We start from the raw sequence: 13,130 nt of genomic DNA on the forward strand, positions 1-13,130 counted from the left end.
TTGAAGTGCGGCGTCATGTCGACGCACTCCAAGGCGTTATTTCTCGTCCGGCACAAATGTCAGCACGGTCCCGTTGATGCAGAAACGTTGATCGGTTGGGGTGTCGAAGCCTTCGCCTTCAAAAAGGTGCCCGAGGTGTCCCTTACAGTTGGCACAGACCACTTCCACGCGCTTCATGCCGAGGCTCATGTCGGTGCGGGTTTCGATGCTATCGATAGCGGCGGGGTCCCAGAAGGAGGGCCAGCCACAACGCGAGTCAAACTTGTGCTCTGATGAGAAGAGCATCGTTCCGCATCCGGCACAAAAATATTTTCCGGCACCCTGGTCCTTGAATTGATGATAGACATCGCCATTCGGACGTTCCGTCCCGGCTTGTCGAAGGATTCGATATTGCTCGGGAGTCAACCGTTCCTTCCAGTCGGACTCTTCCAGCTTTTCCGGAGCAGATACTTCTTCAGGTGCGCTTGGTTTTTCTTCCATCGGTTTATCGTGTGCGGTGTTTGAGAAGAGAAAAAGCGGGTAGAGGATGGCCGTCAGAAGAATGAGGCCGGGGATCAGACTTTTTCCCAGTGGGTTATTCCGTTTCATACCAGTCGGAGATCTGGATAGAGGATTTGTTCCCGAATTATTTCGGATTAACAAATCAGGCTGCGAAAATCATCGATATGACCCGGAAAGCCGTGATCGACCCCCTTGTTGATCACCGCGACTGCGTCGTGGCTGTGCAGGGATTCCAAGTGCGCGCAGGCAACCTGGAAGTCGGAAATGCGCGGATCCGAATCGATGGCTTCATACAGCAAGCGGGCAGCATCCTCGACAAACTTGGTCTGGTCACCATTGAGCTCGGCAAATGCCTGCTCATCTTCGCGGCGGACCATGACCTGTGTCTCGGTCAGCAAGGCCTTGTCGCAGATCGCCTGCAAATCCTCAATGTTGACCGTTTTGCCGGGGCGCACCTCGATACTGACGCGTGCCTTGCTGCGCTGGGAATGGGCAATTGCATACTGGCCGCGGGTCTCCCGCGCATGCTCCGAGAGGTCGGAGGCACAGGGACAGGCCGAACTGTAGACAAAATCAAAATGGATCTGTTTGCGGAAGCGCCCGAGATCATCGAGGATGCCTTCATACGCCACTTCGTAATATTGGTAGCCTTCCATGTCGCTGCGGAGGCTCTTCTTGATGATCGGATAGCTGAAGCCCAGCTTCAGCCGGGCCCGGCTTGAGCCAATCTTCTCCTTGTAGGCAATCAGGATCTCCTCAAGCAGCTCGGGTGTGAAAACCCGGTCCTTGAACTCATAGAAAATCCGCATGATCCGGGACATGTTGATGCCCTTCTTGTCCGCGCCGAGGGAAACGGTTCCAGTTACCGAGACTTCCAGGCTGATCGGGTCTCCCTTGGCTGACATAACGCGTAGCGGCAGGCGGAAATTGGATATGCCGACCTGCAGAATCGGGACGTTTGCCCCGAGGATCTCGGCGGCATCACGGTTTTGTGTATCGGGCAGGGATTGTCTGTATTCAGTAGTCACGGATTTCAAAGGAATTGTGGACCGTAGGGTCCGGATTCACTCGCATCAAGGCTTCTTTTGTCGTGATGAGGGGTCAGTATGACACTAATTTCGGGGAGAGGCAACTTGTTGGAAATAGATTTTGGAGAAAATGCGTGACAGCGGCATGGACTGGGCTGGAGTATGAGGCATGGGGTTTCGCTTCCAGATTCTTGGTACCAGTAGTTCAGGCAATTGTGCCTTGATCGAGACACGGCAGACGCGGATTTTACTGGACGCTGGCTTCAGTGGACGGCGTTTAGTGGCCCTCTTGAATGCTATCGGGAAACCGATTGAGACCGTGGATGCGGTCTTCCTGACCCATGAGCATAGTGACCACACGGCCGGTCTCCGCGGACTGGCGCGTCATCAGCATCTCAAGTTTTTCGCGAATTATGGCACGGCACAGGTGGCCCAGAGAAAACTGAATCAGGATCTGTCATGGAAAATTTTCGAGACAGGGACCCCTTTTCAATTCAAGGATATAGCCGTTCAAACAATGCTTCTACCGCACGACGCGATGGAGCCGGTGGGTTATGTATTCCGAACCGGCGGTGGCGATCTGTTTGAGCCTCCCGGAAGCATCGCCTGGATAACGGACCTGGGCCATGCGCCCGCCAATCTGGCGGAGCTTGTCCGTGACGTGCAATTGCTCGTACTGGAAGCCAATCATGACCCGGATCTTCTCGAGCAGGATGTCAAGCGCCCCCATTCTGTGAAACAGCGGATCACTGGTCGCCACGGACACCTCTCCAACGCGGCTGCCCGCGCCTTCCTCGAATCGGTCAAGCAGCCCAAGTGGCAGCGTGTCCTGCTGGCTCACCTGAGCAAGGATTGCAACCATCCCGAGAAGGTGCACCAGGTGATGGGAAATGGCGGCTGCCCATGGCCGGTTGAATGCCTCGATCCCAATCAACTGATCTTCCCGGAAATCGACCTGGCCGCGCTGTAGGTCCGGTCTTAACTACGAATCGCTCGAATCACTCGAATTGGTTTTTACTACAGAAGATACAGAAAACACGGAAGAATTTTCGATTGTTTCTTATATTCCGCAGTTTAAAAATTAGTGTAATCCGTAGTTAAATCGCCCGATTCGCAGTCACTTTCCGTTGGCCTTGTGCACGTATTTGAGGATCTTGAAAGCGGGCTCCTCCCGGACAGTTTCAGCGAGATCAAACTGGTCCTCAAAGGGCGGGAAAAAAGTGTCTCCCTCGAAGGAGCCCTTGACGATTGTCAGGTAAAGCTCACCGATCCGGTCAAATGCCTGGGCGTAGATCTGCGCCCCGCCAAAGATCCAGATTTCGCGGTCGGTTGTGTATGCCTCAAGAGCGTCCAGCGACGGCAGGACGGTGCAGCCTGGGATTTCCTCCGCGGAGCGTGAAATGACAATGTTTTCGCGCTTGGGAAGGGGCCGACCCATCGACTCGAAGGTTTTCCGCCCCATGGCAATGACCTGTCCCTCCGTGCAGGCTTTGACCCACTTGAAATCTTCCGGGAGGTGCCATGGGATCTGTCCGCGATTTCCGATGACACGGTTTTCAGACATGGCCGCGATGGCTTTCCAGGGATGGGATTTCATAGTATGTAACCGGGCTTGAAAGACCGACTCATTGGTTGGGTTAAACGGCGATCGGGGCTTTGATTCCCGGATGTGGATCGTAATCGCGGAGCTCAAAATCCTCGTAGATGAAGTCGGTAATCTTCTTCCGCTCGGGATTCAGGTGCATGGTCGGGAGCGGGCGCGGTTCGCGAGAAAGCTGGAGCTTAACCTGCTCAAGATGGTTCTTATAAATGTGCAGGTCCCCGAAGGTGTGGACAAATTCCCCCGGCTTGAGCTCGCATATCTGGGCCATCATCATCGTGAGAAGCGCGTATGAGGCGATATTGAAGGGAACGCCGAGAAACAAATCCGCACTGCGCTGGTAGAGCTGACAGGACAAAGTGCCTTCCTTTTCATTCACATAAAACTGGAAGAAAGCATGGCAGGGGGGCAGGGCCATCTGGTCCAGCTCACCCGGATTCCAGGCGGAGACAATGTGGCGCCGGCTGGCGGGATTTGTCCGGATGGACTCAATTACCTGATCAATCTGATTAATGGATTCCCCGTCAGGCTTGCGCCATTGGGTCCATTGGGCGCCATAGACGCGTCCGAGATCACCGTTTTCATCAGCCCATTCGTCCCAGATGGTGACCCTGTTCTCGTTGAGATAACGCGTATTGGTATCGCCTTTGAGAAACCAGAGCAACTCGTGGATAATGGCCCGCAGGTAGAGCTTTTTGGTCGTGACCAATGGAAATCCCTCACGCAGGTCAAAGCGCGTCTGCGCGCCGAAGCAGGAGAGTGTCCCAACGCCTGTCCGGTCATCCCGTTCCACGCCGTTCTTCAGCACATGTTCAAGTAAATCGAGATAAGCCTTCATTCTCCAGATCCTGCCTTGCGGACTTTTTCCTTGGCTGATTCCCGCTCTTCCTCGAGGCGAAGGCGTTCATTCCTTAATTGTGTCCGGATCTGCTCGATTGCGTCAGGATCACCGGATTGGCGGGCTTCCAACAACTGCTTTTCTAGAAAGACCTCCCGTTCGGCAATCTTCGCCTTGAATTTGGTATCAATGTCGCCAAGAGCCTCTTTCTGTTCCTCGCTGAGCGTGACCGCTCCCTCGGGATCATCCTTTTCGAGCCGTTCCATGGCCAATTCGTAAGCACTTTTCATAATTATATCCTTCAGGATTCCGCCGGAGATTTCAACTGGCGATGGCCGATGTCCCGCCTGAAATTCTTGTTTTCCCATTTTACTGCATCGCAGACCGCGTAGGCATCCCTCGCGGCAGCCTCGAGGGAAGAAGCCATCGAGACAACGCCGAGCACCCGCCCCCCGCTGCTGACAAGGTTGCCGCTTTCATCAATCCGGGTCCCGGCATGGATGATGTGGACATTGTCAGGAAGCTCATCCGGAAGCTGGATGATATCTCCTTTCGCGTATGAGCCGGGATAACCCTTGGCCGAGAGGACAACATTCATCGCATAATCCTTCCGGATCTTCACATCCTGCGGTTCAAGCGTCCCGCGGGCACAATCGAGCATTAGCTCAACCGGGTCCGTTTCACAAAGTGGGAGAAGGACCTGGCATTCGGGGTCCCCAAAGCGGACATTGTATTCCAGCACCTTGGGGATGCCTTCATCATTGATCATCAGGCCAACGAAGAGGGTTCCGCGAAAATCAATCCCTTCTTTCTCAAAGCCTCCCAGGGTGGGCTTGATAATATCCTTCGCAACCGTCTCCATCACGGTATCCGTGACCACCACCGCCGGGGCATATGCGCCCATTCCTCCGGTGTTGGGCCCTGTGTCACCTTCCCCAATCCGCTTATGATCCTGGCTTGGTGGCAGGCAGACATACTTGTTGCCGGACACCATGACCATGATCGAGGCTTCCTGGCCTGTCAGGAATTCTTCAATGACGATTTCCTCGCCACTTTCGCCAAACTGCTTGCCTTCAAGCATTCCGCGGATGGCCTCTTCCGCCTCGGAAGCGGTTTCACAGATGATGACGCCCTTTCCCGCCGCAAGGCCGCTCGCCTTGACGACCAGTGGCAACTGGCATGAGCGGGCGTACTCCAGCGCAGGCTCAACTTCCGAGAAAGTATCCCAAGCGGCAGTCGGAATGTCGTAGCGCTTGAAAAACGCCTTGCAGGCAGCCTTGCTTGATTCAAGCACGGCCCCGTCGCGTCCGGGCCCGTAGGTATCAATGCCCGCCGCACGAAGCGAATCCGCGGCCCCGAGCGCCAGAGGGACTTCCGGGCCGACGATGGCAAAATTAATTCCCAGCTCGGTCGCGAGCTTCACGGTTGCTTCGATATCCTCCACATCGAGTGGATGGCAGGGGGCTTCCGCTTCCATACCGCCGTTTCCTGGAGCCGCGACCACGCTTTCCACAAGCGGGCTGGCCTTGCAGGCCTTTAAAAGCGCATGTTCACGTCCGCCTGAGCCGATAATCAATACCTTGAGGGATGCTTTCATATTTCGGGGAAAATTCGAAAAGTTGTCGGTTGGAGTCGACTAAAAGTGACTTTGAGATGACGCAAACGGTTCAGACGCATGGGTGCAACCCACATTTCCCGCTGGGGCTGAAATCCGTTTGACCTTTTCCAGCGAAGCGTCTTCTTCTCCAAACACTTCAAATTTAACGAATTACCATGAGCAAGGAAAAGAAGGAACCCAATAAACCTCTCCCTCCCCAGGGTTTGAATCCAGACAGCGATCTCCCGCCCGATGCGGATATGGAGGAACGCTTCAATGATTTCTGGAAAAACAACGGGACGGGAATTTTCGGTGGCATCGCCATTGGCGCTTTGATTGTCGTTGGAATCCAGCTGTTTCAATACTTTGGTGAAAAGAAGGAAGCTTCGATTCAGGAAGCATTTGCCGCAAGCAGCTCCGTTGAGGAGAAGGTCGCTTTTGCCGGGGAGTATCCTGACCACCAGTTGGCGGCCCTTGCCCAGCTTCAGGTTGCGGACAGCCGTTACGAGGAACAGGCCTATGGCGAGGCGGCGGATGCATATGCCGAAGCAGCCAAGGGATTTGAGGATCCAACAATGGCTTCACGCGCACTGCTCGGACAAGGCATGAGTCTGCTCATGGGTGGCTCTCTCGAATCCGGTCGCGCCCTTTTGGAGGCGGTGGCCCTCGATACCACAGCGCTTGACCAGACACGTGGGGAAGCAGCTTATAATCTTGCTGTGACCTACTGGGAGGCCGGGGACACTGAACGCGTGACGGAAATTACGGATATTATTCTCGAGTTGAACTCACCGTTTTGGATTTTCCGGGCCAATTCCCTGCGGGACCGGCTTGCTCTCGATGCCGCTTCCTGAGGACGTTTCCTCAAGCCATTCCTCGAATTCTTCAAGTCTCGCATCCAGGCGGTTGCGAAGCATGAAGTAGAATATCATCGCAGGAATCCCAATTGTCAGCCCGGTCGCGGTTGTAATAAGGGCCTCGCCAATATCCCCTGCGAGGAGTTCGGGTTTTCCCATGCCTCCGGTGGCAATGGTCTGAAATGCGCCGATCATGCCACTGACCGTTCCCAAGAGCCCAACCATGGGGGCAATTGTCGCGATGACATTCATGTATTGAATCCAGCGGAGCGTATTGCCTTCAATGCCGTTTAAGAAATCCTCCGTTTTTTCGCGCTGCCGAGCCGTCCCGGATTTTGTTTGAAGCGGGCCCAATTTGTCCTCGAGTTGACGGGTCAGGGGACGATCCGTCCAGCGAGAAGGCCGCAACCCGAAGTGGCCACGGGATGTTTGCATCCATGAAAACAGAATGAGTGCAAAGAGGGTCATGGAAAGGCAGCCCAATGGATACATGGCCCAGCCGCCCTGCTGGAGCAGTTCAAAGAGAGTGATTTGAGCGAGTGGCATAATTTTGCTCCGGATCAGTTTTGGCGGATGTCGCGCGAGGGAATTTGCAATTCCGGCAATTGCTTCCAAAAGCATGATTTATCAGTGTCACCAGACCATTCCCAGAATGCTGCATTGAGGAGGCAAAGCAGCGGAGAGGCATCGATGGGTTGGACGGATGAGTTCAGAGGAACGAGCTTAAGCCCCAATTCCCGATACATGCCCATTTTCAGAAGTGACTGGGCTTCAAGGAGCGCTGCCTCCAGCTGGAATCCAGGATCCGGGGCTGTTTGCCTCACTCGCCCTGACCAGAGGTAAACCCCCGTCCAGTCACCGGTACCTCCCAAGTGTCGGATCCATTCGAGCAGGATTGAAATTGTCTTCATCCCCAAATGCGGGAGCAGGGGTGCGAGGGTTTCCAAACGCTTGGACAGGTTGGGGCCGTAGGGCTTCCGGATTTCAATCGATGCGGATTCAAGGATGTCTACCGGGATTCCAAGAGAGTCTGTTTCTTCCCTTTTTTCAGATGACAGATACAGCACTCCGGAACGCAGGCTGGTGAAGTTTCCCGCAAATTGCACCCCGTTGACAGTTTGCCCACGGATTTCCATTCCACTCAGGACGGGTTGGACGAGGATCAATAATGAAACCAGGAGTTTTGGAGTGGGATCAAACTTCATTGAGTTGCAGTCTCTCCAATTGTTGAGGTTGAAGGCTTTGGCATAGTTTTGATTCAATTTTTCGCCGCTCATCGCCTTCGGGAAGGAGAGCCAGATGCCGCCCAAGAAGGTTGATGGTACAGTCTGCTTTGTCATGAATATCTGGATACAGGGTCAATATTCGCAGGCAGTTGAGGAATCCCCTGCTGGTGTTGCCCGCATGAAAATCCCCCTCCGCCCGGATGAAAAGTGCTTCAGCAGTTGATACCGGGGAAAGTCCCGGCTTGTTGAGGACCGTGTCAATCACCGCCAAGGCCTGATCAACCTGCCTGTCCTCAAGAGACCACCGGGAAAAGAGCAGGGCTGCTTCAATAAAGATCTTCGCATCTGGCCAAAGCCTGACAATGGAACCGGCAAGACTGAGGGCCTTGGCGGTTTGCCCGGCCCGTCGTTTGCGAAGTGCTGAGCAGAGAATTGCCTGCGGTTGATGAGGGGACTCGGGATAGTTGGAGAGGAACATCTCAAGGCGCTCCTCTGCTTCAGGAAAGTCGTACTTATGCGCGATTTGGGAAAGGATGAAGTCAGCGTTTTCGCCCAGTCTGAGTTTCCCGGCAGCTTGAAGCACCTCGATCCTTCGGGTATCGGCCGAATCCAACCGGCCTTCCTCCTCAAGCCGCTGGGCCAGATAGAGTTGGAAGGCTGCATAGCCGGACCAGTTATCATGGGATCTGAAGTCGTGCACCATCGACTCAATCCATTGTGTTGGCATATCCGGACTGGAGGGAATGCCTTGTCGGTATTGATCCCAGAGCTGGGAGATGAGATCAAGACAGGGACCGACAGGAATGGAACGGGTGCGAGCCTCAAGGCTCTCCCGAAGCGATTGGAGCAGGCTTTCGGGAAGGGCGGGGGTCCTTGTTTTTTCCTGATAGATTCCGCAGTCGATAAGCGGGGTTTCCGAGATTTTCGATTCCGCAAGCAAGTCTGATTCAATCCACTCAAGGGCATGCTTGCGCAGCAAGTCGATGTCACCGGTATCCCTATAGAGCAGTGAAAGTTGTTCCTTGGCAAAATTCGCCTCGGAACCCGACCCTGAAGCAACGGCCTTGTAAGTGCTTGTAGCAAGGGTGAGGTTGCCGGATCGCTGGAAAAACATGCCCGCCAAATTTTCCACCATGAGGTGGTTCATCCCGTCTTTCCATTGGCTTCGATATTCCATCAGGGCATTTGTGAACGCTTCGGGACTCATTCGCTTGAGGAACAATTTCAGCAAGCTGGTCAACGCAAACTCACGAAGGTTGGCCGGTGCGTGCTCATTGGCCTTCACGGATTTGTAAAGCCCGGTTGCTTTATCCCATTGGCTGAGGGCCTCCTGACAGCGGCCCTGATGAAATGTCACAAATGCCCGCCACGCGGGAGGACATCCATCCGCTATTGTGGAATAGGTTCTCAATGCGCCACCTGGATTACCAGACTGCAGGAGCCAGTCTGCGTAGAGCATTTTCCAGGAGTATCCGGATGCATGAGTGGGAAATGCCATGAAAAGTTGTTCCATCTGGCTGATTGCCCGGGCCCATTCCTTGCGCGAGGCAGCCGTGCGGGCGTTGAGGAACAAAATTTCCGGCAGGGCTGGATCGTCTGGATAATTCTCCCTGAAGCGGTTGGCAAAGGCTTCCGCCTGTTTCCAGTCCTTCAAGGCGATACTGGACTCAATAATGGCTTTAAAGCTGGCTGCCCTGAGCATCCGGGTGGAGATTTCGGGGCTTTCAAGGATGGCCCTGCCCAGAGTGCTTGCCAGCGCGGGTTGATTTGCTTCCAGCAGGACCCTCAACCGGAGTGCATAGAGCGATGCCATGAGGGTCAGGTCCTCCGCCTGCTGGTCAAGCGACCATCGGAGGCGGTCAAGCTGGGTTTCCCAATGCTTGTTCCAGATATTCTGCCGAATGGCCGCCGGCTTCAAGGCCGCCGATTTTGTCCTGAACTTCCGCCCAAAGTCATCCAGTCGGCTGACCATCCTTTCCGGGGAATCAAACCATGAGGAAGCTTTTAGCGCTTTCGCCGGTTGTGATGTCGCCATCAGTTTCTGCGCGAGCGTTGGAGCGGCAAGAGCCTTCCAGAATCCAACAAGTTGGTTTTCCTCGAGGCCGGGCCCAGAGAGAAGGTCCATCGCCGACTCGTCCGATCCTCGAGACATTTCAACAAGGGCCAGCGCAGCTTCCGCGAGTGATTGGCCTGATTTGGAGAGGCCCACAGTATTGATCACGGCCCTTAATTGGCGAATGGCTAACGGATAATCCTCGGCGCGAATGGCTTCATCAGCCCATCCCCAGCGGATCAGGGCGCACTCAGGCAAGTCCTGATGCTCTTGCAGAAACTTGTCCCGGTGGCGGGAAACCTGTGAAGAAAGGCCCAATGACTGATAGATCCCCACTAGCTGGAAGCGCAGGAAAGCGCGGTATGCCTTGTTTTGAGGATTTTCTGAAAACCAGCGCTCCAGCAACGTGGCAGCCTCCTCCAAAGAGCCTGACTGGAGGGCAGCCAGTCCCCAGAGGCGGATCCACCCCTCGTGGAATTCAGGATCCTTCACCTCTGGCTCCTCTCCATACCAGTCATTGAATTCCTGGAAATGGTGGAGGGCTTCGGCAGCCCGCCCGGCCGCGAGGTCCTTGCAGGCCAGTTGCCATTGGTCCCTGATTGGCGATATGCCCTCCGCAGTGATTCCCGGGCCAAGAGCAAGAATCAAAAGGATAATCTGTTTCCGGGCAGTCATGATCAGATTTACCCAGTTTTTTGGGGCCGATATGCCCCTACAACTCCCGAAAACAGCCAAAATTAGCTGGCCAAGCTGCCGGAATTAGCGTATCAGAATTATGTGGTTCTAGGGTCTTTTTGGGGTCAGATTTTTTATTTGATTGCAGTTTATCAGTATATTTGTGTACTCAGCCCGATAAATAAGGTGGGAAGTCGTGTCTTTTGGAGCAGGTTTTCTCCTTAGGTATTTTTTTTAATCATCCATCATCCAAAGAACTAACGAGTTATGAAATCTAAACTATTAAAACTACTGGCAGCCGCTTCATTGGCCTCCGCCGTGGTTCTGACGGGTTGCGCAACCCAGCAGAGCTCCAAGTCTACAAAGCCTGCCGAACCAGCTCCGGCCAAAAAGACCGTTGCCAAATCGGGATATGGCCCAGCTTACACAACTTTTGACCGGAATGGAGTCAACTACACCAAGGGTGCGGTTGCTTATCCTACGGGAATCCTTTCCTCGAGCTCATTGCTTCTGGAAAAGGTTGTTCCTTCGGAAGTCATGGTTGGGGCTCCTTATCAAGTGTCCTACACTTTGCGTAACCTTTCCGACGTGACCCTCAAGGATGTTGTCCTGACCGATGTTGTCGGCAGCAACTTCCGCCTCAGCGATGCAGCCCCTGCGGCTGACGCAGTCGATGGCGATACCGCCACTTGGATGCTCGGGGAAATTGCTCCCGGTGGAACACGTAACGTGATCCTCAAGGCGAGCTCTCCTGAAGAAGGCTATGCGACAACTTGCTCAGCCGTCACCTTCGTTCCGAGTTACTGCGAGACCATCAAGGTCGTTCGTGCTGACCTCGAACTGGTTCTTGATCTCGTTCCGGCCGTCACAGTTTGTGATCCAATCCCGGCTCGCATCACTGTCCGTAATTCGGGCAGCAGCCGCCTGACCAATGTTGTTGTGACAGACGCGCTCCCAAGCGGTCTTGCCACCGCTGACGGCCAGACCCGCATCAGCTTGAACGCCGGCGATCTCAATCCAGGTGAATCAAAAGCATTTGATCTGGATCTCAAGGCATCCAGCACGGGCCGCTATGAAGCCAGCCCTGTTGCCAACTCGGCTCAAGGCATCTCCGCTGAGGACATGGGCTCTGTTGTTGTCAGCGCTCCAAGCCTTATGGTTTCCTGCGAAGCACCGAGCGAACGCTTTATCGGTCGCCCGATTTCCGTATGCTACCAGGTTAAGAATACAGGTAATGCAACTTCCTCCAATACCGTGCTGACCGTTCCGGTACCTGCAGGAGCAACCTTCCAAGGTGCTACTGGCGGTGGAAACCTCTCGGGCAATGCCGTTGTCTGGAACCTCGGTTCAATCGCGGCTGAAGGTGTCACGGAAGTTTGTGCCACATTCACTGGCAAGCAGGCTGGCATGGTATCCTTCTCTGGATCCGTACAAGGAAATTGCGCACCAGTTGCTTCCACGGTCTGCAGAACGGAAGTCACCGGTATTCCGGCTATCCTTCTTGAGGTTATCGACCTTGAAGACCCGATCGAAGTTGGATCCAACCAGACTTACCAGATTGTCGTTACCAATCAGGGCTCGGCCCCGGCCACTAACGTCCGCGTGACAGCCCAGCTTGAAGACGAACAATCCTATGTCACTTCAAGTGGTACAACCAGTGCTCGCGCTTCTGGCCAGACCATCGTGATGAATGCGGTGCCTTCAATTGCACCGGGCGCCAACGCCACCTGGCAGGTTGTCGTCAAGGCCCTTTCCGAAGGGGACATTCGTTTCTCGGTCCAACTGGAAAGCGATCAGATGGGTCGTCCGGTTCGTGAAACTGAAGCGACCAATCAGTACTAATCGAGTCTGATTATTGATTTCAGCCCCGGTTCTGCTTTTGCGGAGCCGGGGCTTTTTTTTATCCAAATTTCCGTTCCGAAAAACGGCCCTATTTCTTCTGGATAGCCGGGCAGAAGCAGGTGGTGCGCCCGCCAATCGTCTCATGCACGAGCGGCTTGCCGGAGGCCGGACAGGTCCCCCCGCGCTTCCACCGATGGTTAAAGAGCCACTGGTCTGGAGGATCACCCCAATCTGACCCTATGACACGAAGGGCATCTTCACAGACCTGTTTAATTTCCTCAAAGAGCCGTCGCTTCTTGTATGGGGACAGGTGATTTGCAGTGCTGGCCGGATGAATCCGTGCCCGCCAGAGAATTTCATCGGCCATCCAGTTGCCAATGCCGGGGAAACCCGATTGATCCAAAAGAAGTGCCTTCAGGGGTCTTCGCGGATGGCGGACGAGAATGGAACGGTAGCGAGTCTGGTCAAATGCGGCTTCCTGAGGCTGCGGAGGCAGCTGGCTCCACCACTCTGGAAGGGATTTCTCTCCCTTCCCGGGGCCTGTCTGTCCCTCGTGGAGGAGGACTTTTCCAAACATGCGGTAATCGGAAAAGACAAGGGCGACGGACTCCATGACAAGGACGAGGTGCTCGTGTCGATCGGGGACAATCGCAGTTTGTGCAGTCAGGAGGCGGCCAGCCATGCCGAGATGGATTCCAAGAAAGACAGAATCGGAAAACATGAAGCAGAGTTGCTTCCCATGGGACTGGGAGCCCTTGAATGTGGTCCCGATGAGCACCTTTTTGAGCTTTGCCGGGTCGAGGTCACGAAAGACGCGGGCCTTCGGGTGGAGATGTACTTTCCTGACCGATTCGTCCAAACCGGGGTTCCATCGCTTGCGGTAATATTCAACTTCGGCCAGTTCAGGCATTGT

13 protein-coding genes are annotated in these 13,130 nt (G+C 54.5%); 3 read left to right on the top strand and 10 right to left on the bottom strand.

Annotated elements, in window-relative coordinates; translation table 11 throughout:
* Positions 1-36: 36 nt before the first annotated feature.
* Positions 37-480 carry a peptide-methionine (R)-S-oxide reductase MsrB gene (msrB, locus tag G0Q06_RS07990; RefSeq protein ID WP_163965620.1) on the bottom strand — a complete coding sequence of 148 codons (444 nt, stop codon included), beginning with the start codon at positions 478-480 and terminating at the stop codon, positions 37-39.
* 155 nt (positions 481-635) lie between these two features.
* Positions 636-1,529, bottom strand: a complete 894-nt coding sequence (gene folE2 / locus G0Q06_RS07995) for a GTP cyclohydrolase FolE2 (protein WP_338045119.1) — start codon at positions 1,527-1,529, stop codon at positions 636-638.
* Between the two features lie 169 nt (positions 1,530-1,698).
* Here folE2 and G0Q06_RS08000 point away from each other — a divergent pair, with 169 nt between their 5' ends.
* Positions 1,699-2,499 (top strand): MBL fold metallo-hydrolase, encoded by an 801-nt coding sequence (locus G0Q06_RS08000; protein ID WP_163964219.1) that lies wholly within the window; start codon positions 1,699-1,701, stop codon positions 2,497-2,499.
* Between the two features lie 147 nt (positions 2,500-2,646).
* Here the strand turns inward: G0Q06_RS08000 and G0Q06_RS08005 are convergent, their stop codons facing one another.
* Genes G0Q06_RS08005 through purD form a run of 4 tightly spaced genes read right to left on the bottom strand, consistent with a single transcriptional unit; the run spans position 2,647 to position 5,564 of the window.
* Positions 2,647-3,126 carry a dihydrofolate reductase gene (locus tag G0Q06_RS08005; protein WP_163964222.1) on the bottom strand — a complete coding sequence of 160 codons (480 nt, stop codon included), beginning with the start codon at positions 3,124-3,126 and terminating at the stop codon, positions 2,647-2,649.
* A 40-nt stretch (positions 3,127-3,166) separates the two neighbouring features.
* Positions 3,167-3,967 carry a thymidylate synthase gene (locus tag G0Q06_RS08010; RefSeq protein WP_163964223.1) on the bottom strand — a complete coding sequence of 267 codons (801 nt, stop codon included), beginning with the start codon at positions 3,965-3,967 and terminating at the stop codon, positions 3,167-3,169.
* Complete coding sequence (locus G0Q06_RS08015; RefSeq protein WP_163964226.1) at positions 3,964-4,257, bottom strand: hypothetical protein; 294 nt, start codon at positions 4,255-4,257, stop codon at positions 3,964-3,966. Before G0Q06_RS08015 ends, G0Q06_RS08010 begins: the two co-directional genes overlap by 4 nt.
* An 11-nt stretch (positions 4,258-4,268) precedes the next feature.
* Entirely contained in the window at positions 4,269-5,564 is a 1,296-nt protein-coding gene (purD, locus tag G0Q06_RS08020) for a phosphoribosylamine--glycine ligase (RefSeq protein WP_163964227.1), read from the bottom strand.
* A 176-nt stretch (positions 5,565-5,740) separates the two neighbouring features.
* Here purD and G0Q06_RS08025 point away from each other — a divergent pair, with 176 nt between their 5' ends.
* Complete coding sequence (locus G0Q06_RS08025; RefSeq protein WP_163964230.1) at positions 5,741-6,418, top strand: tetratricopeptide repeat protein; 678 nt, start codon at positions 5,741-5,743, stop codon at positions 6,416-6,418.
* Here G0Q06_RS08025 and G0Q06_RS08030 read toward each other — a convergent pair.
* The 3 genes from G0Q06_RS08030 to G0Q06_RS08040 are packed head-to-tail and all read right to left on the bottom strand — an operon-like array spanning position 6,353 to position 10,375.
* Positions 6,353-6,967 carry a MotA/TolQ/ExbB proton channel family protein gene (locus G0Q06_RS08030; RefSeq protein ID WP_238710422.1) on the bottom strand — a complete coding sequence of 205 codons (615 nt, stop codon included), beginning with the start codon at positions 6,965-6,967 and terminating at the stop codon, positions 6,353-6,355. The genes G0Q06_RS08025 and G0Q06_RS08030 overlap by 66 nt on opposite strands.
* Positions 6,968-6,981: 14 nt before the next feature.
* Positions 6,982-7,626 (bottom strand): hypothetical protein, encoded by a 645-nt coding sequence (locus G0Q06_RS08035; protein WP_163964233.1) that lies wholly within the window; start codon positions 7,624-7,626, stop codon positions 6,982-6,984.
* A complete protein-coding gene (locus tag G0Q06_RS08040; protein ID WP_163964234.1) occupies positions 7,616-10,375 on the bottom strand; it encodes a tetratricopeptide repeat protein in 2,760 nt (919 codons plus the stop codon). Before G0Q06_RS08040 ends, G0Q06_RS08035 begins: the two co-directional genes overlap by 11 nt.
* A 267-nt stretch (positions 10,376-10,642) precedes the next feature.
* On the opposite strand from G0Q06_RS08040, the gene G0Q06_RS08045 reads away from it, so the two are divergent.
* Entirely contained in the window at positions 10,643-12,217 is a 1,575-nt protein-coding gene (locus G0Q06_RS08045; RefSeq protein WP_163964236.1) for a COG1361 family protein, read from the top strand.
* A gap of 88 nt (positions 12,218-12,305) precedes the next feature.
* Here G0Q06_RS08045 and G0Q06_RS08050 read toward each other — a convergent pair whose 3' ends face one another.
* The gene (locus G0Q06_RS08050; RefSeq protein ID WP_163964238.1) at positions 12,306-13,127 is read right to left on the bottom strand and encodes an Fpg/Nei family DNA glycosylase; all 822 of its coding nucleotides are present in this window, start codon (positions 13,125-13,127) and stop codon (positions 12,306-12,308) included.
* Positions 13,128-13,130: the final 3 nt, after the last annotated feature.

It is taken from the genome of Oceanipulchritudo coccoides, assembly GCF_010500615.1.
Classification (GTDB): domain Bacteria; phylum Verrucomicrobiota; class Verrucomicrobiia; order Opitutales; family Oceanipulchritudinaceae; genus Oceanipulchritudo; species Oceanipulchritudo coccoides.